Consider the following 22,766-nt stretch of genomic DNA (forward strand, 5'->3'; position numbering starts at 1 on the left):
CGATGAGCGGCGGGGCGCGCGAAAGGTGGTCGGGAATGGGGAGAAGCGGCGGCCGGCTTACTCGGTCTTCAGCTTCGTCCAGAGACGGTTCTGCAGACGCATCAGCTCAGGCGGAACCGGCTTGCTGAGGCTCAGCTTGCGGATCACGTCGGCGGGCGGGAACACGGCCGGATCGCTCGTCACGTCGGCGCGCACCAGATGCTTCGACGACGGCACGGCCGACGGGTACGACGTGTCGTTGGTCAGGTTCGCGCTCTCCTTCTCCGACAGCACGAAATTGACGAACTTCAGCGCGGCGTCCGGATGCGGCGCATCCTTCGGCACCGCCATCATGTCGAACCACATCGCGCTGCCCTCGGTCGGGATCACGTACTTGATGTGATACGGCTTCTTCGCGGACGCGGCCGCGATCCGCGCGGAGTTCACGTCGCCCGACCAGCCGAGCGCGAGGCAGATGTCGCCGCCCGCGAGGTCGTTGATGTAGCTGCTCGAATTGAACTGCGTGATGTACGGCCGCACCGTCTTCAGCAGCTCGTATGCGGCCTGGTAGTCGGCCGGGTTCGTCGTGTTCGGATCCTTCTTCAGGTAGACGAACGCCATCCCGAACGCATCGACCGGCGAATCGAGCACCGAAATGCCGCAGTGCTTCAGCTTCTGCGCGTACTTCGGGTCGAACAGCAGCGCCCAGCTGTCGAGCGGCGCATCGTTGCCGAGCGCGGCCTTCACCTTCTCGACGTTCATCCCGAGCCCGTCGGTGCCCCACGTCCACGGAATGCCGAACTGGTTGCCCGGATCGTCCTTCGCGAGCACCTTCATGATTTCCGGATCGAGCAGCCCGTAGTTCGGCACCTGGCTCTTGTCGATCTTGCGGTAGATGCCGGCCTGCAGCTGCCGCGCCCAGAAGATGTCGGACGGCACGACGACGTCATAGCCCGACGTGCCCGACAGCAGCTTCGCCTGCAGCGTCTCGTTCGAATCGAACTCCTGGTAGACCACCTTGATGCCGGTCGCCTTCTCGAAGTTCGCGATCGTCGCCTTGCCGATCGAGTTGCCCCAGTTGTACACGTTGACGACGTCCGCCGCGTGCGCCGCCGGCACGCCGGCCCACAGTGCACCGCCCAGCGCGAGCGCCGCGCATGCCGTTTTCAGATGCTTGCTCCAATCCCCTGCCATGGTTTCCTCCGTCGATGTCATGATCCGCTCGCGATGAACGGTGTGTGCTTCGGTCCGGAAAAATGTAGCCAGAGGAAATTGGCCGGTCTGCCCTGCCGTTAGGGGGACACGCCGCACAATCGGGGCACCCGGTTCCGGGCGGATGCCCCAATCGACCCAACACGGAAGCGATTTGAAAGCTTCCGTCGTCACTTCGTCACGCCAACCGAAAACCGCTCAGGATGCCTGCACGCCCGTGCGCGCGCCGAAGTCCTCGCCCACGTGCGTGACGCGGCCGTCCATCATCGTCAGCGCGACGTCGATGCGGCCAATGTCGTACTGGCCGACCTCGAACAGGTCGTTCTCCAGCACGACGAGATCCGCACGCTTGCCGGGCGTGAGCGAGCCGACCTCGTGCTCCATCCCGAGCTGGTACGCGCCGTGGATCGTGTACGCGGCGATCAGTTGCGGAATGCTCAGGCGCTCGGCGATGTCCGGGAACACCGGCGCATCGGGCTCGCCCGCGAGCTGACGCGTATGGCCCGACTCGATGTGCTCGAGCGGCTTGTGCTGGCAGCGGCACTGGCACGCGAGGCCGTCCATGCCGATCGACACCGTCACGCCTTCGTCGAGGAACGTGCGGAACTTGTACATGTTGCTCCAGCGCGCGTGGCCGTAGTGGTCGCGCAGTTGCTCGGTGTACGCGTCGACCACGCCCCACTGCAGCTGCGTGTTCGCCATCACGCCCGCGCGGCGGAAGCGCGGGATGTCGTCCGGATGCGTGAGGAATGCATGCGTGATCACGTGGCGGCGGTCGCGCGGCGGGTTCGTGCGGTTGACCGCGTCGAAGCCGTCGAGCGCCATCCGCACCGCCGCATCGCCGACGCAGTGGACCATCACGTTCGCGTTCACGCGATCGGCTTCGACCAGGTAGTGGTTGAACGTGTCGGCCGGCATCGTCGGCGCGCCGCAGGTGTCGGGGCGGTCCGCGTACGGTTCGAGCAGGTACGCGGTGTGGTTCGCTTCCGTGCCGTCGAGGAACAGCTTCAGCGCGCGCGCCTTCACGAGCGGTGAGTCGTACTGCTCGCGGTATTTGACGAGCGTGCCGACAGGATCGTCGATCTCGCCGATCACCGCGACGCTGCCCACCACGCGCAGCTTCAGGTCGCCCGCGCGCTCCATCGTCTGCAGCGTCTCGTACAGCAGCGACTGGTCGCCGCTCGCGTCGAAGAAGCCCGCGTCGAACACGGTCGTCACGCCGGCCGCGCACAGCTTCTTCTGCCACGGCGGGATCGATTTCAGGTACAGGTCGATGCCGGTCGGCAGCAGGCCGGCCGCGCTGATCCGTTGCATCAGCAACGAATACGCGGCGCCGTCGACGATCAGGCCGGTCGGCTCGCCCGTCACCGCGTCCTTCTCGAACCAGCTCGCGCCTTCCTGCACGGGCGGCGTCGACGCGTCGATACCGGCGATCTCCAGCGCCTTCGAGTTCACCCACATCGAATGGAAATCGGTCGACAGCAGGCACACGGGGCGATCCGCGCAGATCGCGTCGAGCGTCTCCTTGCGCAGCAGCGCCGGCGGAATCGTCGCCTGCACCCAGCCCATCCCGGTGATCGCCGGCTCGTCCGGATGCGACTCGACGTACTCACGCAGCACGGCGAGCACCTTCTGCGGATCCTCGTAGTTCACGAACGCCTGGAACGCGAACGCGGTCGTCTCGAAGTGCCAGTGCGATTCGACGAAGCCCGGCAACACGAGCCGGCCGGCCGCGTCGACGACCTTCGTGTCCGCGCCGACGTACGCCTGCACGGCCGCCGTGTCGCCGACGTGGACGATCCGGCCGTCGCGCACGGCGACCGCCTGTGCCCACGGCTTGTGCGGATCGACGGTGTAGACCTTCGCGTTGGTCAGAACGAAATCCGCCGGCGTTGAATCGTTGACGGCGGCGCGCGTCGGTTGCATCTGCATGGCCTGTCCTTTCTGTTGATCAGGTTTTCGAAGTGCTTTCACTATAGGCAGACGATTCACGGCGGTATGCCCCCCCGCTGCCGGGGCTTGGACGAATTCCGGCCGCCGCGGGCACGGTCTTGTCATCGTTTTGGGGACAACGCACGAAATTGGTGGGGTTGATTCGGTGAATTCCCGGCTGACGCGTGCACGGCGTTCGCGTAACGTCGTGCTGTCCCCTGACCGCCCACGCCCGACCATGCGACTTCTCCAGCCCGACCCGGCCGCCCGCGGCCACTACCTGATCGGTGTGCGCCCCGACACGCTCGGCGCGACGTTGCGCGCGGTCGGCACGCCGGATTTCGTCGGTGCGATCACGGAGTTCGTCAACGACAGCATCGACGCCGACGCCGTCCACCTCGAACGCTGGCGCGCGGATACGGGCAGCACGTCGGGCTTCGTCGTCGAATGGATCGGCAGCGGCAGCCTGCGCTTCGCAGCCGATACGCTGCGCGTGATGGATGTCTATTACCAGGACTACTGCCAGGTCGATCCGCTGGTCGCGCCGCTGCGCGGCAAGGCCGGCACGCTGCTGGTGCAGCGTCACGTGGAAGGCATCGCGCACGGCGAATTCCGCCGCCGGATCTTCGATGAGCCCGGCATCGAGCAGGAATGCATGCTCGTGCACGGCAACGCGCACCTGCAATACGCACTCGGACTGGCGCGCACCGTCGGCCGGCCCGCGTTCACGATGGACGAGCTGTTCCACTTCCGGCAGATGGTCGACCTGCTGTTCCCGATGTTCGAGCTGCATGCACGCACCTGCGCGGCGCGGCGCGTGGCGTCGGGGACGGTGAACACCGCGTCGCAGGCGGGCTTCGACGCGCGCCTGGAACGGCAGGACGTGCAGCTGTCGCGCCGCGAGCACGAGATCTGCCGGCTGATGCTGTGCGGGCGCTCGGTGCCCGAGGCCGCACAGCAGCTCGATGTGAAGCTGTCGACGGCGGAGTCGTACGTGAAGCGCGCGTTCGCGAAGCTCGGCGTGCGCACGCGCCGCGAGCTGTTCGACTGGGTGCTGGTCGACTGCTGAACGCGCGCCGCGGGCTTAGGGCCTGTTCACGCTAATAACGGGCTTGCGCTGGCCACCAGAAGGGCCGAGCGCAAGGATTGCGACGAAGCGAATACTCGACGTATTCGCGAGGAGCGTGACGCGGCGATCGGCCCTTCTGGTGGCCAGCCCCACGAATGAATTTTCCCGAACAGGCCCTAAGCGGCCAGCGCGGCCGCCTTGATGTTGAACGCGCGCAGCAGGTCCTCGCAGAACGCGTCGACGATCGGCTTGTCGCTCGCGCTGCGCTTCATCGCGAGATGCAGCGGCACGTCGAAGCTGAACGTCGTGCGGCCCACCGCCTTCACGAGCCCGCGCTGCTCGAACGGCTCCGCATAATGCGCGGGCAGGTAGCCGAGATGGCCGCCCGACAGGATCAGGATCGTCGCGGCCTCGATGCTGTCCGCGCTCGCGGTCACGCGCCGCTCGGGCAGCGGATACTGTTCCTCCGGCACCGGATAGGTACGCCAGACCCAGTCGTGAAGCTGCAGGTCGTCGGCGGTCACGGGCCGCGATGCATGGAACAGCGGATGCCCGCGCCCGCAGTAGATCACCTGCTGCTCGGTGAACAGCGGCGTGTAGAGCAGCCCCGGCACGCGATGCCAGAAATAGCCGATCGCGAGATCGAGCTGGTTGTTGACGAGGCTCTCCTCGAGCTCCTGCGGCGACGCGACCTTCATCGCGAACGTGACGGCCTGGTCGCGCTTGCGGAACGCGCCGATCGCATCGGCCACGCGGGCGTTCTCGACGAGCGGCGCCTGGCCGATCAGGCCGATCGACAGCGTGCCGACCAGCTTGCGGTCGATGTCGCGCACCCGTGCGACGAATTCGGAGGTGGCCGCGACGAGCGTGCGCGCGGTGGCCGCGAAGCGCTCGCCCTTCGACGTCAGGCGAAAGCCGCCGCGCCCGCGATCGCACAGCTTGAAGCCGACGCGCGCTTCGAGCGCCGACAGCTGCGTGCTGATGGTCGACTGCCGCACGCCGAGCGACGCCTCGGCGGCCGTGATGCCGCGTGCGTCGACGACGGCCAGAAAGACCCGGATGAGCCGGAGATCGAGATCGGAAGTATTCGAGAACATGCTTCAAGCCGCTGCGCGTGTGCGCGTTACCCGGCCGGCTGGCACGACGCGCCTCGCACGTCACGCTCGCCGCCTGCGCCGATGAACCGAACCGGACGCGCGCCGCCATCGGCAGCGGTGCGCGTCGCCACCGTCATTCAGATGCCACCGCGAGCGCGCGTTCCATGCCGAACACGGCCGGCCGCAGCCGCCGGTAGCAGAGGAACGCCACCGCGCACAGCACGATCGCCGCGATCAGCGCCGACTGCGTGCCCGCGCGCTCGATCAGCGAGCCGCCCGCGACCGAGCCGACGCCATAGCCGAGCGCGACGCAACCCGGCGACAACGCGGCCGACTTGCCGACCAGGTCGTACTGCGGAATCGTCGCGTAGATCAGCAGCGCGCCGCCGGTCCAGCAGCCGATGAAGACGATCGCGCCGAGCGTGAACGTCGCAGCCGAGGCCGGCAGCGCGAGCAGCACGGCCGCGACCGCGCAACCGCCGAGGTTCACGAGCGCCCAGCGGCGCAGGCCCGCGCCCGCGCCGAGCTTCGGCATCGCCGCACAGATCACGAGGCTCGCGATGTTCGCGGCGCCGAGCACCAGCGACACCGACTGGCCGCTCAGGCCCGCCGCGGTGCCGATCTTCTCGAGGAAGGTCCACACGACGCCGACGCCGCCGTACAGCGCAAGCTGCGCGCACAGCACCAGCATCGCGCCGTTGCGGTCGATGCGGCCGGCCACGCCTTCCGGCGCCGGTGCGGCCAGCGTCTCGCCGCGGCGAAACAGCGGCGTCGCGAGCACGAACACGCCGAGCACGCACGCGACGAACCCGAACACGCCGTGCGCGCCCCAGGTGTCGCTCAGCATCGGGAAGATATAAGCGAGCAGCACCATGCTCCACGTCACCTGCCCCATCAGCATGATCCCGAGATTGCGTTCCGGCGCGCGCGAATACGACAGGTAGCGCAGCGCGATGCCGTTCAGCCCGCCCGAGCCGACGCCCGCGATGAACTGCAACGCCGAATACGCCACCAGCCCGTGCGTCGCGAGCGTGCCGAGGTTCGCGCCGGCCGCGAGCGTCACCGCGCCCGCGAGCACCCACCGCACTGGCTGGCGGCCGAGCACGAACGCGACGAGCAGCGTGCCTGTCGATTCGCCGAGCACTTCGATGAAGCTCGACAGTCCGAGCGCCGCTTCGCCGAAGCCCCAATGACGCTCGACCTGCCCGACGATCGCGGGCAGGCCGAGGAAGACCGTCGGCCCGAGCATGCCGAGCAGCAGCATCACGACGACGAACAGCGCGCTTTCCTGCCGCGCTTCATCCTGCAGGTTGACTACATTCATCTGGTGTCTCTCTCCGTGTCCGCGGCGCGAACCGTGTCCTCTGGGGATCGTTTTTTGTTGTGCCGCCATGACGGGGCGCCCCGGCGTGGGGCCGCCCCGTCGTCGTCTACATCGGGAAGCCCATCGCCTTGATGCCGCTGATCCATGCGCGCTTCCAGCCGCCTTCCGCATCCGCGCCGTCGAACGCATGGAACGTGATTTTCGCGGCGACCCAGCGCATCGGCTCGGGCGGGATGTAGCTCGGGCTCTGGTTCGCGATGTCGAGCTTGCGCTCGGGGCTGTCGCGGTCGAACAGGATGTTCAGCCCCATGAACGCGCCGAACCGGCTCGCCGCGACGCCGAAGCCCGTATAGCCGGCGACGAACACGGCCTTGTCGCCGAGGTAGCGCTTCGCGAATACCGAGCCGCGCGAGCAGTAGTCGATCGGGCCGCCCCACGCGTGCGAGAAGCGCACGTCGCACAGCTGCGGGAACGTGCGGTAGAACGCTTCCGCGAGCCGGTAGTAGGTTTCGCGCTGGCCGTCCTGGTGCGGTTCCGGGTCGCCGTCGAAGTGATAGCTCACCAGCCCGCCGAAGATGATGTTGTTGTCCTTCGTCAGCCGGAAATAGTTGAGCTGCGTGCGCGTGTCGTACACGCCCTGTCGATTCTTCCAGCCGATGCGCGCGAGCTGCTCGTCGGTGAGCGGCTCGGTCGCGAGCACGTGGTCGCGCACCTGCATCACGCGGCGGTTGATGTCGGGAATCCCGACCTTCGCGGTGCCGCTGCCGAACACCACGCGCGGCGCGCGTACGCTGCCCTTCGGCGTCGTCACGAACACCGTGCTGCCTTCGTCGGTCACGGTCACGAGCGGCGTGTGCTCGTACAGCTTCACGCCGAGCGTCAGCGCCGCGCGCTTCAGCCCCCACGCGAGTTTCGCCGGATGCACGATGCCGCTGCGGTTGCGCGACCACAGCGCACCCGCGAACAGCGGCGAATTCAGTTGTTCGAGCGTTTCCTCGCGGTTCAGCAGCACGACGTTGTGCCCGTACTCGCGATGCAGGTCGTAGTCGCCCTTCAGGTGCGCGATGTGCTCGGGATCGACCGCCACCGTCATCTCGCCGTTCCACTCGATATCGGCGTCGATGTCGTAGCGCTTCAGCGTGTCCTCGAAACCGTCGAGGTTGTGATGGCCGAATGCCTCGAGCTGCGCGATGTCGTTCGGGAACACGCGCACCGCGTTCGGCAGCCCGTGCATCACCGACGTCGAGATGATCCCGCCTGCGCGGCCCGACGCGCCGTGCGCCACCTTGCCGGCCTCGATCAGCACCACGTTCAGGTGCGGCATCTGCTCCTTCGCCTGCACGGCCGCCCACAGCCCCGTGAAGCCGCCGCCGACGATCAGCAGGTCGGCCGTCACGTCGCCGACGAGTTCCGGCTCGGTGGCCGGCGCCGCCGGGTTGTCGAGCCAGTACGGGAACAGCTTCGTATTCGCGAGCGCCGCCTCGACGCCCAGTGCGACCGGCGCGCCACGCATCGCGTGCGCCTCCTCCGGTGCAGTCTCTCTTGTCTTGACTTCCATTTCCATGATCCCAGCCATCACACGCGAACAGCGAAACCGCCGCCGGGCGCGCGTCACACGGACGACGCGCTCGGCGGCGGCTTCGGACATCACGACTTCTCGAGCAGCACGTAGAACTTCTTCGCGTCCTCGATCGTCTCCCAGCGGCCCGCGAAGCCGGCCGGCAGCAGGTAGCCCTGGCCCGGCGTGAATTCCTTGCGGTTGCCTTCGACGTCGGTCAGCGCGATCCGGCCCTCGACGAGCCACACGGCTTCGTCGGCCGCGGTTTCCGGAAACTCCACCGAGCCGGCTTTGCCTTCCCACCAGCCGATGATGTAGTTGCCGCTCTTGCCTTCCGCCGCGCGCCAGTCGCTTTCGTCCATGCCGAAGTCGAGCTTCGTGAATTCGCCGATGCCTGCGCCGAGCGGCAGGATGTCCTTGATCAGTTTGGTCATGTGAATCTTTCGTCTCTTGATTGAAAAAAGCAGAAACAAAGTTACTCATTTACACTGCCCCGGTATGCCCCCCTCCGGGGGGGACAAGCGGTGTTTTCCGGGGCAAACGGGTCGGCAGGACAACCGACGGTGTTTCCCCTTAATGACGTTTTCGGTTGCGAACGCTACAATCGCGCCGCTTTTCACCCGGGGAACCGCATGCTGCTCAACGTGAACCCCTTCCACCGCGACAACGACCGCTTCAACGTGTCGTTCAAGGCGCTGGGCGAGCTGATCGAGACGGTCGGCACGCCGCACTTCGTGCCGCGCCTCACGCAACTGCTCAATGAAGTCGTGCCGCTCGACGTCGCACACGTCGAGCGCTCACGCGTCGACGGCTCGATGCCCACAGGCTATCGATGCGAATGGATCGGCAGCAGCGGCATCGATACCGAATCCACCGAAATCTCCGACGTGATGACGCTCTACTACGAGCGCTTTCTCGACAGCGACCCGCTGTTCGCGGGGCTGCGCGGCAAGACGGGCACGATGCTGGTGGTGCGCGACATCGCGGCGATCCCGCCCGGCGAATTCCGCCAGCGGCTGTTCGACGACGTGCGTATCGGGCACGAATGCGTGCTCGCGCGCGGCACGCGCTATTCGCAGCATTCGATCGCGCTGGAGCGCGGCCGCGACCGGCCGCCATTCACGCTCGCCGAGATGAACCGCTTTCGCAGCATCAGCGACGTGCTGTTCCCGCTGCTCGAACTGCATGCGTCGACCACGGCCGTGCGGCGCGTCGCGCACCCGATACCCGACGTCCATCCGCTCGCGCAGTTCGATGCGCGGATCGCGGCCGACGGCGTGAAGCTGTCGAAGCGCGAATACGAAACCTGCAAGCACCTGCTCTCCGGCAAGACCGTGCCGGAGACGGCCGAGATCCTCGGCGTGCGGGTCGCGTCGGCCGAGTCGTACGTGAAGCGCGCATTCGCGAAGCTCGGCGTGCGCACGAAGCGCGAACTCGCTGCGTGGGGTTCGGCCACCACCACGCTCCCTTCCGCCGGCGCGCACGACGGCACCGCATCGCCGGGCATCTCACGCTGACACACCCGGCCGCACTGCGCGGCCGCGTTCGGTTGCGCTGCGTCGATGCGGTAGCGCCACTTGCATCGAAGCCCGTCGATGTAAACGTTGCGACTTCAAAATCTTCGCGCGCGTGTTCTCCTCTACCATCGGCCGATCGCTTGACCTCAAATAAAGGAGACGGCCCATGCCCCGCGAACTGAATCAACCGATGGGCGGCAACGAGATGCCGCGCTTTGGCGGCATCGCCACGATGATGCGGCTGCCGCAAGCCGCGACGACCGACGGCCTCGACGTGTGCTTCGTCGGCGTGCCGCTCGATCTCGGCACGTCGAACCGCTCGGGCTCGCGCTTCGGCCCGCGCCAGATCCGCACCGAATCCGTGCTGCTGCGCCCGTACAACATGGCCACGCGCGCGGCGCCGTTCGATTCGCTGCAGGTGGCCGACATCGGCGACGTCGCGACCAACCCGTACGACCTGAAGGACTCGGTGCGCCGCATCGAGGAGGCGTACGACGAGATCGTCGCGAACGGCTGCCGGCCGATCACGCTCGGCGGCGACCACACGATCGCGTGGCCGATCCTGCGCGCGCTGCATAAAAAGTACGGCAAGGTCGCCGTCGTGCACGTCGACGCGCACGCGGACGTGAACGACACGATGTTCGGCGAGAAGATCGCGCACGGCACGCCGTTCCGCCGCGCGGTGGAAGACGGGCTGCTGCAATGCGACAAGGTCACGCAGATCGGCCTGCGCGGCACCGGCTACCACGCGGACGATTTCGACTGGTGCCGCCAGCAGGGCTTCACCGTCGTGCAGGCTGAAGAGTGCTGGAACCAGTCGCTCGCGCCGCTGATGGCGCAGGTGCGCGAACGCGTCGGCGACACGCCGGTCTACCTGAGCTTCGACATCGACGGCCTCGATCCGTCGTTCGCGCCCGGCACCGGCACGCCGGAAATCGGCGGCCTCACCGTGCAGCAGGGCCTCGAAATCGTGCGCGGGATGAAGGGCCTGAACATCGTCGGCGCGGACCTCGTCGAAGTCGCGCCGCCGTACGATCCGACCGGCACCACCGCGCTCACCGGCGCGAACCTCGCGTTCGAGATGCTCTGCGTGATGCCGGGCGTCGCCTACCGCTAACCCGACCGACAGGATGACCTTCATGTCCACCGCCGAGCTTTCCCGTTCCACCGCCACGTCCGTGCTGCCTGCCGCGCATATCGCCGGCCAGCCCGTGCACACGCCTGCCGACGCGCCCGGCGCGCCGATCTTCGACGCATCGACGGGTGCCGCGATCGGCTGGCAGGCATTCGCGACAGCCGCGCACGTCGACGCCGCGGTGCGTGCCGCGCGCGACGCGTTCGCCGGCTGGCGCGACACGCCGCCGGCCGAACGCGGCCGGATTCTCGCCAAGATCGCCGAGCGCGTCGAGGCGTCCCGCGATCGCCTGGCCGCGCTGCAGATGCAGGTGAGCGGCAAGCCGCCGTTCGAGGCCGACGCCGATGTCGGCGACGTCGCCGCGACGTTCGCGTACTACGCGAAGCTGTGCGAGGACCCGGCGCTGTTCACGGCCGAACCGGTCGCACTGCCGAGCGACGCCGTCACCGCCGAGCGCTTCTACGATTCTGTCGGCGTCGCGGCGCTCGTCATGCCGTGGAACTTCCCGATGGTCACGACCGCGTGGAAGCTCGCGCCCGCGCTCGCGGCCGGCTGCACGGTCGTGCTGAAGCCGTCCGAACTCACGTCGCCGACCGAACACGCGCTGCTCGACCTCGTCGCCGAAGCCGGTGTACCGGCCGGCGTGGTCAACGTCGTGAACGGCGGCGCCGACGTCGGCGCGGCGCTGACCGCGCATCCGCTGATCAACAAGATCTCGTTTACCGGCAGCACCGCGGCCGGCCGCAAGGTCATGCAGGCCGCCGCCGTCGACATGAAGCGCGTGACGCTCGAACTCGGCGGCAAGTCGTCGCTGATCGTGCGCGACGACGCCGACCTCGACGTCGCCGTGTCGCTCGCGGTCGCGGGCGCCTTCACGAACGCGGGCCAGATGTGCTCGGCCACCGCGCGCATCCTCGTGCACGACAGCGTGTACCGCAGCTTCATGGCCGCGTTCGAGACCGCCGTGCGCGCGCTCGTCGTCGCGCCGCCGGCCGCGGAACAGGTCGCGATGGGGCCGCTGATCTCGGCCGCACAGCGTACGCGCGTCGAAGCGATGCTCCAGCACGGCATCGATGCGGGCGCACGCGTCGCCTTCAGCGGCCGCGTGGCGGATGCCGGCGGCGACGGCTTCTTCATGGCGCCCGTCGTGATCGCCGAGCCGGCCGCCGACAACCCGCTGTGGACCGACGAAGTGTTCGGCCCCGTCGCGTGCGTGAAATCGTTCCGCACCGACGACGAAGCGATCGCGCTCGCGAACGACACGCGCTACGGGCTCGTCGCGACCGTCGTGACGCGCGATGCGGCTATCGCGAAGCAATTCCAGCAGCGCGTGCGCGCGGGGCTCGTGTGGATCAACGCGCCGCAGCTCATCTACCCGCACGTGTGCTGGGGCGGCTTCGGGCTCAGCGGAATCGGGCGCGAACTCGGCGTGGCGGGGCTGCGCAGCTATCAGGAGCTGCGCCACGCGATGCACGCGATCGACTGACCAGTGGAGCCTTCGAGGCCGTTGGCGGCACCGTGTCTCGCGGCACGGTGCCGTCTTTTTTACCGATTTATGGACCGAGGCCCAGGCGGCCCGGCAACCGGCGTTCGTCGGCCCTGCGGCTGCACGGTGCGTGAGCAACGATCAATGCGAATGCACCGCAGCATGATCGTGTTCGCGCAACTGGCCTGGAATCGCACACGCCGCGAGGCCGCCCTCCTCGATCCACGCGCGGGTGCGTGCCGCGGCCTTGTCGATCAGTTGCGCACACTGCGAGTAGTCATAGGACGACACCTCGAGCGGACAGAGCGGCGGCACGACATGAATGTGCGCGCGCGCCCCGTATAGCTCCAGATCGCGCACCAGTTGCCGCGCGATCACGAGTGTCAGCGCGTGCGTCGCATGCGCGATCGGGCTGCGTGGCGGGACGCGCAACGCGCAGGCGAACCCGGCCGGCAGCACGACGATCCGCTTGGCGCCGAGCGCGATCGCGACCGAGATCGGCGTGTTGTTCGCGACGCCGCCGTCGACGAGTTCCATGCCGTCGATGCTGACCGACGGAAACACGCCGGGAATCGCCGCGCTGGCCAGCACCGCATCCACGACCGGGCCGGCCGACAACACGACTTCGCGGCCGCTCAGCACGTCGGTCGCGACGATGTGGAGCGGCAACGCGGCCTGCTCGATCCGGCGATACGGCAGGTTCTTTTCCAGCAACAGGCGCAGCGCGTCGGCCTCGACCAGATGCGGCCGGTTGCGCAGCAGCATCGCGATGAGGCTGCGCATCGAGAACGGCATCACGTCCTGGCGGCGGATCCTGCACCACAGCGCTTCAAGCATCGCGATGCCGTCCGCGTCCGGCCGGCCGGCGAAATAGGCGGCATTGATCGCGCCCGCCGACGCGCCGATCACGCAATCGGGCCGTTCGCCGCTCGCGACCAGTTCGCGAAGCATGCCGACCTCGATCGCACCCAGGCTGCCGCCGCCGGCGAACACGAAGGCGGTCGAGGGAATGGAATCGGACGTCACGGTGCGCCCTCCTGCGGTTGGCTGCGATAGCGCTTTCGCCATGATGGATCGTGCGGCGCCTCGGTTGTCCTGATGAAAACCCTGCCGTTCAACCGGCGATGCACGCCACGTTGCCCGGCATCCCGCGCCATCCTTTTTCGGAGACGGCTGCATCACTCCCGCCCCGTTTCCCGCTCACATCCGCCCGGTCGTTCACGCGACGGCCGCGCATTTTTTGACTTCGATCAATAAAGTTGCGCACATCGGCACGCGCAAACGTGTGCAGCTCATGCGCCACGCGGGATCCGTGCAATCACGGGTTCAGTTGTCCAGACGATCGCCGTTATTGCATCAACACCCGCCGATCGACGTCGTCTTGCAGCGAACCGGCGCCATCGCGGGCATGGAGCGGGACAGCCGGGCGCCCCGCTCGCTATTGAACAACGGATGCAGCAGCGCAAGTCGCGGACGAGGTAATCATGTTTGTAGCCATCGGGTGGATCGTCGTGATCGGGTCGGTGATCGGCAGTTTTGTCGGTGTGGGTGGCCATGTGCCGGCCCTTCTCCAACCGTTCGAGCTGCTATGCATTTTCGGCGCCGCGCTGGGTGCGTTCGTCGTCAGCAATCCGGTCACGACGCTGAAGAAGACACTCAAGACCCTGCCGACCTGTTTCAAGGGCGGCGGCTATACGAAGCAGCAATACGTCGAACTGATCGCGCTGCTGTACGAGCTGCTGCAGAAGGCGCGCCGGGACGGCATGATGGCGCTCGAGGCCGACGTCGATGCGCCCGAGCAAAGCCCGCTGTTCCAGAAGTATTCGCACGTGCTCGAAGACCATCACCTGCTCGACTTCATCGTCGACTACCTGCGGATGATGTCGGGCGGCAACGTGAACGTGCTGGAGATGCAGGACCTGATGGACGAGGAACTGCATACGCACCATGCGGAGGCGTCGGTCGCGGCCAATGCGATCCAGAAGATGGCGGACGGCCTGCCGGCGTTCGGCATCGTCGCCGCGGTGATGGGGGTCGTGCACACGATGGGCTCGGTCGGCGCGCCGCCCGCCGTGCTCGGCAAGATGATCGCCGGCGCGCTCGTCGGCACCTTCCTCGGCATCCTGCTCGCGTATGGCTTCGTCGGTCCGCTCGCGGATCTGCTCAACGCGAAGGGCCGCGCCGCGGCCAAGCCGTTCCAGTGCGTGAAGGCCGTGCTGCTCGCGTCGATGAGCGGCTACGCGCCGCCGGTGGCGGTGGAATTCGGCCGCAAGGTGCTGTTCACCGCCGATCGCCCGAGCTTCAAGGAGCTCGACGAGGCCGTCCGCGCGACGAAATCGCCCAAGGCCGCGTAACGGAGGCGCCATGGCCGACAGTCGCTCCAACCCGTCGAAACCGTCCGTCGCGGCATCGCTCGTCGTCGTGCGCCGCAAGAAAGGCGAGGACCACGACGCCCATCACGGCGGCGCCTGGAAAATCGCGTACGCCGATTTCGTCACGGCGATGATGGCGTTCTTCCTGCTGATGTGGCTGCTCGGCTCGGTCTCCAAGTACGACAAGCAGGGCATCGAGGACTACTTCAACACGCCGCTGTCGACGTTGCTGTCCGGCGGGCAGGACGCGCAGGCGCCGCGCCCGAGCGTGGTCCAAGGGGGCGGCCGCGACATGTCCGACCCGACGCCGGCGATCAACGCGAAAGCGCAACCGGTGCCGGCCAGCTCGCCCGCGGCACTCGCCGGCATCGTCGATACGCAAAAGCTCGAACGCCTGAAGGCGAAGCTGACCGCGGCGATTGCACAAAGCCCGTCGTTGCGCGCGTACCAGGACCAGATCCGGATCGCGATCACCAACGAGGGCTTGCGCATCGAGATCGTCGATTCGCTGAAGCGCCCGATGTTCGCGTCGGGTAGCGCGCAACCCGAAAACTATGCCACCGCGATCCTCACCCAGATCGGGTCGGCGCTCGACGATGTCGACAACCGCGTGTCGATCGCGGGGCATACCGATTCGACGCCGTATCCCGACGGCTCCACGGGCTATTCGAACTGGGAGCTGTCCAGCGATCGCGCGAACGCGGCGCGGCGTGCGCTGGTCGCGGGCGGGTTGCGGGAAGACAAGTTGCTCCAGGTGCGCGGGCTCGCGGATGCCCTGCCGCTCGACAAGAATGTGGCGGACGAGCCGATCAACCGCCGCATCAGCATCCTCGTGATGAACAATGCCGCCGAGCAGGCGTTCTTTCACGACGGTGGCCGGGCGACCGTGGATCAGACGGCGGGTGCGCGGGCTGTCGTGTTGCCGGCGGCGGTGGCGGTGGCACGGCAGCATTAGGCACGTTCGCTGCTTTGGGCCGGATGGGGGGTCCTGCCACTCGCCGATCCTCCTGCCCGGCGGCAGGTCCCTCCGCGTCACGGCCGCGTCCGGAACGGCCGTAAGCGATATCGACTGACCAGTCGGCCGCTCCGGCCGTTGACGGCACCGCGTCTCCTCCACGGTGCCGTCTTTTTCTGCGCACTCGATATATTCCTTAGAATATATCGATACCCGCACTTCCGGAGACTCGCCATGCCCCGCACGCCGACGGATCGCGCCCCGCAGCGCGCCGCACGGGAACAGCCGCTCGCGCGCAAGATCCACGCGCTCAGGCCGCTGTCGAGCGACGCGCGCGCACAGCAGGTCACGGATGTCGTCGACGCGTTCCGGCGCCTGCGCGGCAGCGTCGTGCGCTTCATCCGGATGTTCTCGGCGGCGCATGCTGAAGGTTGGCCGGACGATGCGCTGTCCGCGATGGGCTTTCGGGAACTGCTGTCGACGCTCGAACACGCCGCCCGCGCTGCCCGCTTCACGCGCCTGCCCGAACTCGAACGGGTGATCGGCCACGCGCGCCGCCTCGAACGCACGCGCGACGACGTGTTTTCCGACTCGTTCAGCAACGACCCGGCCGCGATGCGCGACGCGGTCGCCGCGCTGGAGCGTGTCGACGTGCTGTTCGTCGGGTTGTGCGTCGAGTACGTGATGGCACGTCACGCGCCGCCATCGCTCCCCGTTTCGCCCGAAGCACCGGCACCGGCCCCAGCCCCCGCCGCACTGCCGCTCACCGACGATTCAACCGCGCTCTGCTGACCGCGCCGCGCGGCCTTGCTCCGTGATTTCCCCGGAATTTCCAGCGTTATATTCCGTGGTATATTTCGCAAATCTTTCGCGCATCCGTCCCCGGCCCGACCAGGCCGGACAGAGGTCAACATGCACGCTCCGCCTTTTCGCCTTGCCCGCACGGCGGATCTTTCGACGCCCGGCGGTACCCTGCCCGCGGCAACCGGCACGCGGATCGACGCATGCTGCGCGCCGTCGCGCGCGCAACTGACCGAGCTGAAGCGCCGCGCGCGCCTGTCCGAACTCGATGCGAACCTGCACTGCTCGATCATCGGCACCTGCCTGACCACGCACGAACTGCGCAGGCTCGTGCCGAAGTTCACCGACCTCGATCGCCAGCGCGCGACCGACCTCGAAATCCATCACGCGGCCGTCGAACTCGCCATCGACGGCACGGCCGGCGCGAAGGCGCTGCACAAGGCGCTCGACGAGCGCTACGCCGGCGCGATCCGCGCGTTCGACAGCGCAAAGGATGCGGATGAACTCCTCGCGCGCTGGAAGGAAGCGCTGAAGAGCGGCGATATTCCACCTGCATACTGGGCGCTGATGACGCATCCGCGCACGACGATGGGCGTGCGCCAGGCCGCGTTCGGCGACCTGCACATGCTGTCGCACCTGGTCGGCGCGGCCAATCGTGCCGATATCCGGCGGCTGGTCGCGCTGGAGGAAGAGAATGCGGCGCTGCACGCGAAGATCGAACGGCAGCAGGTGCGTCTGCACGAAATGAGCGCGCAGCGCGACGCGGCGCTGCAGGAACGCGATGCCCTCGCCGCCCGCCAGAGCGCGCAGCCGCTGGCGGCGGAAAGCGTCCTGCGCGACGAAGTCCACGAACTGCGCGAAGCACTGGCCGCGCGCGACGAACGGCTCGCACTGCACACGAGCCGCCGCGAGGCAGCCGAGCAGCGGATCGCCGCGGAACAGGCGAGCGCCCGCGCGATGCGCGCGCGGCTCGACGAATTGATGGCGATGGTGAAGACGCTGCGCGCCGAAGCAAGCGCGATCGAACAGGCGGTGCAGGCGTCGGCGGACGATCCGGCCGAACGCGCGGCCGATCCGCTGTCGATGCTTCAGGGTACGCGTCTGGTGTACGTCGGCGGGCGTCCCGGCTCGAATCGCGCAATCAAGCGGATCGTCGAAACGGCGGGCGGCGAGGTGACGCTGCACGACGGCGGCATCGAGGATCGCAAGGGCCTGCTGGCGGCGACGCTACCGGGCGCGCGGATGGTCGTGTTCCCGGTCGACTGCATCGACCACGATTCGATGAACCTGCTCAAGCGCATCTGCGAACGCCACCACATCGCGTACTACCCGCTGCGCACGGCGAGCGTCGCCAGTTTCGTCGAGCTGATCGGGCGGCTCGATGCGCAGTCGCGCGACGGGATGGCATCGGATGCCGCCACGGGCGACGCGTCGCGCTTTTGCCTGCGGCACGGCTAGGATCTGATTCGCTTCGCCGCATGGGTGGCCCTTCAGGGAGCCCGTGAAAGCCCGTTGTCAGCGTCCGCGCACCTTCAGCGCCGGACCATTTTCGTGAGCGCGGCGATGTCGTCGGCGCAAGCCGCGTAAGCGCGCGCCTCGATCCCGCGATAGAGGCGGATGATCTCCTCGCCGACCGGCGTGAGCACGCTGCCGCCGCCGCTCTGCCCGCCATGTTCGGACACCGTCGCCGGCGATTTCAGCGAGCGGTTCAGTTCGTCCATCAGCAACCACGCACGCCGGTACGACATCTTCAGGCTGCGCGCTGCCGCCGAAATCGAACCGTGCTCGCGCACGGCTTCGAGCAGCGCGACCTTGCCCGGCCCGAGCGCGATCGTGTCGGCTTGCTGGATACGCATCCTGAACCGCACCTCAGGCTTGGGGTGTGCCGGTGTCTTCATGTTGTCCTGCCCTTTGAACGATGCGGGCAAGCATACACGATGGCCGGTGCGGCAGGCGCCGGTTCAGACCTCGAGTACGCGCGCGACGATGCCGGCCAGCCGCTTCACGTGGCGCGGTGCGGGCAGGCGGTCGGCACCCGAGAACAGCAGCGGCGCGCCGTCGTCGATCGACAGCGGCGCGTCGCCGCATTCGAACGCGACGATCACGTGTTCGCCGACGGGCGTGTTGAACAGTTCGTGCCAAGAGAACGTGACCGCGTAGCCGTCGTGCGCATGCGCGATGAACACCATGCGCTTGAAGTCGCCCGGCGCGTCGTTGCGCAGCCCGGCCGCGTCGAGCAGATCCTTCAGCCGCGCGCCGCGATACGGCGCGACCGAGCGGATGAAGCGGTTCGTCGTGAAGCAGCGCAAGTCGAACGGCTCGGCCGTCGCGCTCGCGTGCCGGCGCAGGTCGTCGAGCGTCACCGTCATCGGCCGCTCGAATGCGCCCGTCAGCGCGATCGAGCCTGCCTCCGCCTGATGCGCCGAGGGCGCCGCCGTCCCTGCCATCTCCATCGCCCGCCTCCATGACGGCCCGTCGGTGGACAGGCCTGCGTTGTATCGGCGGATATATTACGCCGCTAAAAAGCCGGCCGACAGAAGGTGCGCCGCATGGGCGGCATAACGGCTGCCGATCATGCCCCGCACTGCGTGGCGCTACGCCAGCACGACGTGCTTGATGACCTTCTTGAGGCCCTTGTAGCTGTCGACCGATTCCGCCTTCGGGTCCGTCACCAGTGTGCCGATCCGCGCCGGCTCGCAGAAGCTGATCCGGCTGTTCGTGCCGAGCTTGCTGAAATCGGCCAGGATCGCGACGTCCGCCGCGTTGCTGACCATCGCGCGCGCCACTTCGGTTTCCATCCGGTCGTAGTTGGTCGCACCGCGCACGGCATCGACGCCCACCGGTGACAGCAGCGCGAGATCGGCGCGGTAGCGGAAGATCTCGGCAACCGTGCCGTCGCCGACGGTCGCGGCCGCACGGCTGCCGATCATCCCGCCGAGCAGGATCGTTTCGTTCCTCGCTTGCCCCGGGTCGCTCGACCGCATCTTCAGCGCGACGTCGATCGAGTTCGTGACGATCGTGAGGCCCGACAGCTTCGCCAGTTCCTCGGCCAGCAGCGTCGTGGTCGTGCCCGCATCGATGAACAGCGTCTGCGAGCCCGCGACCAGCCTGGCCGCCGCGCGGGCGATCGCCAGCTTCGCCTTCACGTGCGTCTGCGCGCGCTCGGCGATCGGCGCTTCGTCACCCACCTGCACCGCGCCGCCATGTACGCGCTTCAGTTCACCGAGCGCCTCGAGATCGACGAGATCGCGCCGCACGGTTTCCCGCGACACGTTCAGGTCGGCCATGATCCGGTCGGTCGACACGCGCTGCATCTTCGATAACAGAAGCCGGATCCTCTGGTATCGCTCTTCTTGCCACATGGAATGTCCTCGGAATGAACGCCAATGTTATTCGAACGGCGGACTACGCTGCGCTCTCCTCCATCTTTTTGATGCCGACGAGGGTCTGCAGGGATTGACGGACTGCCTGGAACTCGCGGCTCGTCATCTTTGAAAACACCACGTGGATGCGGTCGTCGTCCGGCTCGGCGTCGTCCTGCTCGATGATGAACTGGACGATGCGCGCCGGGTCGAGGCCGGGCATCGCCTGCAGCGACGTCAGCTTCACCGCGCCGCGGCTCGCGAGGATGCGCACGCCCCAGCGCTGCCGCGCGGCGAAGAAGCGCTTCTCGATCGGCTTCAGGCCGGCCAGGATCGCGAGCACGATCGCCGTCGCGGCGATCGCGGCGACATACATGCCGCCGCCCACCGCGAGCCCGACCGCCGCGACGACCCACAGGCTCGCCGCGGTCGTCAGGCCGCGGATGATCTCGCCGCGCAGCATGATCGACCCGGCACCGAGGAAGCCGATGCCCGACACCACCTGCGCGGCGACGCGCGACGGGTCCAGCGACACGTTCTTCGCGTCCTGGATATCCGCGAAACCGAACGCCGACACGACCATCACGAGCGCGGCGCCCACCGCCACCAGCATGTGCGTGCGCAATCCGGCGGCCCACGACAGGCGCTCGCGCTCGATGCCGACGATGCTGCCGAGCAATGCCGCCAGCAACAGGCGGGACACGATTTCCAGCTGACTGATCATGTGAAGTCTCCTTGCTTTGCCTGGCCTACCTGATGAAGCACGGCCCGCCTGGGCCGCCGCCCGACTCTTCCTGCCCTCGCCCGCCCGTGGCCAACCTCGGCAACCGGCGAGTTGTATTTTTGTGCGTTCTTGCGATTTTGTGGTTTCTAATATACGGTACGCAAAACTACAAAGCCAGACCCAGGTTCGCTTGTTTCATCCGATCGGCACGATCAATCGTCAGACCATTCAGGCTGCACGATTCGGAACACTTGCTTAGGAGACCCACATGATGAAGAAGGCATGGATGCTGGCCGCCACACTGCTGGCGGCGCTGGCGACGGCCCCCGGTCACGCGTCGGAAGGCGACGTCTGCAGGAAGGTGACGCTCGGCGATGTCGGCTGGAGCGATATCGCCGCTACCACCGGCGTCGCGATGATGCTGCTCGACGGGCTCGGCTACGAGGCGACCAAGACGATCGCGTCGCCGCCGATCGTGCTGGCCGGCGTGAAGAAGGCGCAGATCGACGCGTTCCTCGGCTACTGGGATCCGAGCATGACGCCCACGGTGAAGCCGTTCGTCGATGCCGGCGCCGTCCACCAGCTGCCGCAGCCGAACCTGATCGGCGCGCGCTACACGCTGGCCGTGCCGCAATACGCGTCGGACAAGGGCCTCAAGAGTTTTGCCGATATCGCGAAGTTCCGCGACCAGCTCGACGGCAAGATCTACGGGATCGGCGCCGGCAACAACGGCAACGCGCTGGTGCAGCGGATGATCGACAAGAACGAGTTCGGGCTCGGTGGCTTCAAGCTGGTCGAATCCAGCGAGGCCGGAATGCTCGTGCAAGTGACGCGCGCGGTGCAGGAGCACCGGATGATCGTGTTCCTCGCGTGGGAGCCGCATCCGATGAACATCAACTACAAGATCGCCTATCTCGACGGCGGCGACAGCGTATTCGGCCCGAACTACGGCTCCGCGAAGGTCTATACGCTCGTCACGCCCGGCTATCTCGAACGCTGCCCGAACGTCGGCCGGCTGCTGACCAACCTGACATTCACGACCGACGAAGAGAACCAGCTGATGGTGCCGATCATGAATCACGCCGATCCGGTCGCCGTGGCGAAGGAATGGGTGAAGAGGAACCCCGGCGTGCTGTCGAAGTGGCTCGACGGTGTCACGACCATCGACGGCAGGAACGCGAAGGACGCGATCGAGAAGCGCATCGGCGCGTAAGCACGCAACCCAAGGAACCACCCATGTACAAGCATCTCGCGCTGTTCGACCTCGACCACACGCTGCTGCCGCTCGACAGCGACCAGGCCTGGAGCCGCTTCATCACGCGGGTCGGCTGGCGGGAAGACGACGCGCACGTGGCGCTGATCGACGAGCATTACGGTCACTATGCGGCGGGCACGCTCGACATGGACGCGTATCTCGCCGTGACGCTCGCACCGCTCACCCGCTATCCGCGCAAGGTGCTCGAACGCTGGCATGCGCGGTTCATGGACGAAGTGATCCGCCCGGCGATCACGCCGCAGGCGCGCGAGCTGGTCGACCGCCATCGCGAGAACGGCGATCTCTGCTGCATCGTGACGGCGACCAACGTCTTCGTCACGCGGCCGATCGCGGCGGAATTCGGCATAGAGCACCTGCTCGGCATCGAGCTCGATACCGACGACGGCACGCCGGGCGGCGCGTTCACCGGGCGCAGCACGGGCGTGCCCAGCTTCCGCGAAGGCAAGATCGTGCGCACCACCGCATGGCTGGCATCACTTGGCTACGCGCCGTCCGATTTCGAGCGCACCTACTTCTACAGCGATTCGATCAACGACGTGCCGCTGCTGGACTACGTCACGCATCCGGTCGCCACCAATCCCGACTCGAAGCTGTTGCACGTGGCAGGCACGCGCGGGTGGCCTGTCATGAAGTTGTTCTGATTCGGGCGATATCCTCTGCTGTCCATTTTTCATGTCTGGAGGGGTAATGAAATACGGAGCACGCAGCAACAGTCTCGATCATTCAGGAATCCGACTCGAATCGGATCGAAAGCCCATCGTCAAGTCGCATCGGTCGGAAAGCCGCTTTCCGCACTGGCGCGGCGTTTTCATGATCGCACTCCTGTGCACGCTGGCCGCTTGCGGTGACGGCGACTCGGGCACGCCAGCCAGCATGGCGGCCGCGCGCGCGGCCGCACCGGGCTCGGCGTCCACGCCCGTCCTGCACTGCGCGAGCGCGTGCCACTGACCGACGCCGGCCCCCGGGC

23 protein-coding genes are annotated in these 22,766 nt (G+C 67.3%); 11 read left to right on the forward strand and 12 right to left on the reverse strand.

What is annotated here, in order from left to right; genetic code table 11:
- Positions 1-57: 57 nt before the first annotated feature.
- The gene (locus tag CFB45_RS28625) at positions 58-1,173 is read right to left on the reverse strand and encodes a polyamine ABC transporter substrate-binding protein (protein WP_089428435.1); all 1,116 of its coding nucleotides are present in this window, start codon (positions 1,171-1,173) and stop codon (positions 58-60) included.
- A gap of 216 nt (positions 1,174-1,389) precedes the next feature.
- Entirely contained in the window at positions 1,390-3,123 is a 1,734-nt protein-coding gene (locus CFB45_RS28630; RefSeq protein ID WP_089428436.1) for an amidohydrolase, read from the reverse strand.
- A gap of 238 nt (positions 3,124-3,361) precedes the next feature.
- Here CFB45_RS28630 and CFB45_RS28635 point away from each other — a divergent pair, with 238 nt between their 5' ends.
- A complete protein-coding gene (locus CFB45_RS28635; protein WP_089428437.1) occupies positions 3,362-4,192 on the forward strand; it encodes a helix-turn-helix transcriptional regulator in 831 nt (276 codons plus the stop codon).
- Positions 4,193-4,368: 176 nt separating this feature from the next.
- Here the strand turns inward: CFB45_RS28635 and CFB45_RS28640 are convergent, their stop codons facing one another.
- From CFB45_RS28640 to CFB45_RS28655, 4 genes are all read right to left on the reverse strand, one after another.
- Positions 4,369-5,289, reverse strand: a complete 921-nt coding sequence (locus CFB45_RS28640; RefSeq protein ID WP_039353976.1) for a LysR family transcriptional regulator — start codon at positions 5,287-5,289, stop codon at positions 4,369-4,371.
- Between the two features lie 133 nt (positions 5,290-5,422).
- Positions 5,423-6,613 carry an MFS transporter gene (locus tag CFB45_RS28645; protein ID WP_089428438.1) on the reverse strand — a complete coding sequence of 397 codons (1,191 nt, stop codon included), beginning with the start codon at positions 6,611-6,613 and terminating at the stop codon, positions 5,423-5,425.
- 106 nt (positions 6,614-6,719) lie between these two features.
- Positions 6,720-8,177, reverse strand: coding sequence for an NAD(P)/FAD-dependent oxidoreductase (locus tag CFB45_RS28650; RefSeq protein WP_089428439.1), 1,458 nt, complete (start codon positions 8,175-8,177; stop codon positions 6,720-6,722).
- A gap of 83 nt (positions 8,178-8,260) precedes the next feature.
- Positions 8,261-8,605 (reverse strand): cupin domain-containing protein, encoded by a 345-nt coding sequence (locus CFB45_RS28655; protein ID WP_089428440.1) that lies wholly within the window; start codon positions 8,603-8,605, stop codon positions 8,261-8,263.
- A gap of 198 nt (positions 8,606-8,803) precedes the next feature.
- Here CFB45_RS28655 and CFB45_RS28660 point away from each other — a divergent pair, with 198 nt between their 5' ends.
- The 3 genes from CFB45_RS28660 (at position 8,804) to CFB45_RS28670 (ending at position 12,309) form a co-directional block, all read left to right on the forward strand.
- Positions 8,804-9,688, forward strand: a complete 885-nt coding sequence (locus CFB45_RS28660) for a helix-turn-helix transcriptional regulator (RefSeq protein WP_089428441.1) — start codon at positions 8,804-8,806, stop codon at positions 9,686-9,688.
- 166 nt (positions 9,689-9,854) lie between these two features.
- Entirely contained in the window at positions 9,855-10,805 is a 951-nt protein-coding gene (gene speB, locus CFB45_RS28665; protein ID WP_089428442.1) for an agmatinase, read from the forward strand.
- 22 nt (positions 10,806-10,827) lie between these two features.
- Positions 10,828-12,309, forward strand: coding sequence for an aldehyde dehydrogenase family protein (locus tag CFB45_RS28670; RefSeq protein ID WP_089429189.1), 1,482 nt, complete (start codon positions 10,828-10,830; stop codon positions 12,307-12,309).
- Positions 12,310-12,450: 141 nt separating this feature from the next.
- On the opposite strand, the gene CFB45_RS28675 is transcribed toward CFB45_RS28670, so the two are convergent.
- Positions 12,451-13,377 carry a patatin-like phospholipase family protein gene (locus tag CFB45_RS28675; protein WP_373558420.1) on the reverse strand — a complete coding sequence of 309 codons (927 nt, stop codon included), beginning with the start codon at positions 13,375-13,377 and terminating at the stop codon, positions 12,451-12,453.
- Positions 13,378-13,423: 46 nt separating this feature from the next.
- Complete coding sequence (locus tag CFB45_RS38640) at positions 13,424-13,612, reverse strand: hypothetical protein (protein WP_143329861.1); 189 nt, start codon at positions 13,610-13,612, stop codon at positions 13,424-13,426.
- Positions 13,613-13,793: 181 nt separating this feature from the next.
- Between CFB45_RS38640 and motA the strand changes: the two genes are divergently transcribed.
- The 4 genes from motA to CFB45_RS28695 all read left to right on the forward strand — a co-directional run bounded on the left by motA (position 13,794) and on the right by CFB45_RS28695 (position 17,895).
- The gene (gene motA, locus CFB45_RS28680; RefSeq protein WP_089428444.1) at positions 13,794-14,663 is read left to right on the forward strand and encodes a flagellar motor stator protein MotA; all 870 of its coding nucleotides are present in this window, start codon (positions 13,794-13,796) and stop codon (positions 14,661-14,663) included.
- Positions 14,664-14,673: 10 nt separating this feature from the next.
- On the forward strand, positions 14,674-15,636 hold the full coding sequence (gene motB, locus CFB45_RS28685) for a flagellar motor protein MotB (protein WP_089428445.1): 963 nt from the start codon (positions 14,674-14,676) through the stop codon (positions 15,634-15,636).
- 234 nt (positions 15,637-15,870) lie between these two features.
- Entirely contained in the window at positions 15,871-16,428 is a 558-nt protein-coding gene (locus tag CFB45_RS28690) for a hypothetical protein (RefSeq protein WP_089428446.1), read from the forward strand.
- 120 nt (positions 16,429-16,548) lie between these two features.
- Complete coding sequence (locus tag CFB45_RS28695) at positions 16,549-17,895, forward strand: DUF2325 domain-containing protein (protein ID WP_089428447.1); 1,347 nt, start codon at positions 16,549-16,551, stop codon at positions 17,893-17,895.
- Positions 17,896-17,969: 74 nt separating this feature from the next.
- Here the strand turns inward: CFB45_RS28695 and CFB45_RS28700 are convergent, their stop codons facing one another.
- From CFB45_RS28700 to CFB45_RS28715, 4 genes are all read right to left on the reverse strand, one after another.
- On the reverse strand, positions 17,970-18,293 hold the full coding sequence (locus CFB45_RS28700; RefSeq protein WP_034188511.1) for a winged helix-turn-helix domain-containing protein: 324 nt from the start codon (positions 18,291-18,293) through the stop codon (positions 17,970-17,972).
- Between the two features lie 105 nt (positions 18,294-18,398).
- Positions 18,399-18,890, reverse strand: a complete 492-nt coding sequence (locus CFB45_RS28705; protein WP_089428448.1) for a molybdopterin-dependent oxidoreductase — start codon at positions 18,888-18,890, stop codon at positions 18,399-18,401.
- Between the two features lie 141 nt (positions 18,891-19,031).
- Positions 19,032-19,799, reverse strand: coding sequence for a DeoR/GlpR family DNA-binding transcription regulator (locus tag CFB45_RS28710; protein ID WP_089428449.1), 768 nt, complete (start codon positions 19,797-19,799; stop codon positions 19,032-19,034).
- Positions 19,800-19,842: 43 nt separating this feature from the next.
- A complete protein-coding gene (locus CFB45_RS28715) occupies positions 19,843-20,523 on the reverse strand; it encodes an MgtC/SapB family protein (protein ID WP_089428450.1) in 681 nt (226 codons plus the stop codon).
- A gap of 268 nt (positions 20,524-20,791) precedes the next feature.
- Between CFB45_RS28715 and CFB45_RS28720 the strand changes: the two genes are divergently transcribed.
- The 3 genes from CFB45_RS28720 to CFB45_RS39605 all read left to right on the forward strand — a co-directional run bounded on the left by CFB45_RS28720 (position 20,792) and on the right by CFB45_RS39605 (position 22,747).
- A complete protein-coding gene (locus CFB45_RS28720) occupies positions 20,792-21,736 on the forward strand; it encodes a choline ABC transporter substrate-binding protein (protein WP_089428451.1) in 945 nt (314 codons plus the stop codon).
- A gap of 23 nt (positions 21,737-21,759) precedes the next feature.
- The gene (locus CFB45_RS28725; RefSeq protein ID WP_089428452.1) at positions 21,760-22,440 is read left to right on the forward strand and encodes an HAD family hydrolase; all 681 of its coding nucleotides are present in this window, start codon (positions 21,760-21,762) and stop codon (positions 22,438-22,440) included.
- A 169-nt stretch (positions 22,441-22,609) separates the two neighbouring features.
- The gene (locus CFB45_RS39605) at positions 22,610-22,747 is read left to right on the forward strand and encodes a hypothetical protein (protein WP_241022396.1); all 138 of its coding nucleotides are present in this window, start codon (positions 22,610-22,612) and stop codon (positions 22,745-22,747) included.
- The last annotated feature ends 19 nt before the right edge of the window (positions 22,748-22,766 follow it).

Source organism: Burkholderia sp. HI2500 (assembly GCF_002223055.1).
In the GTDB taxonomy this organism is placed as follows: domain Bacteria; phylum Pseudomonadota; class Gammaproteobacteria; order Burkholderiales; family Burkholderiaceae; genus Burkholderia.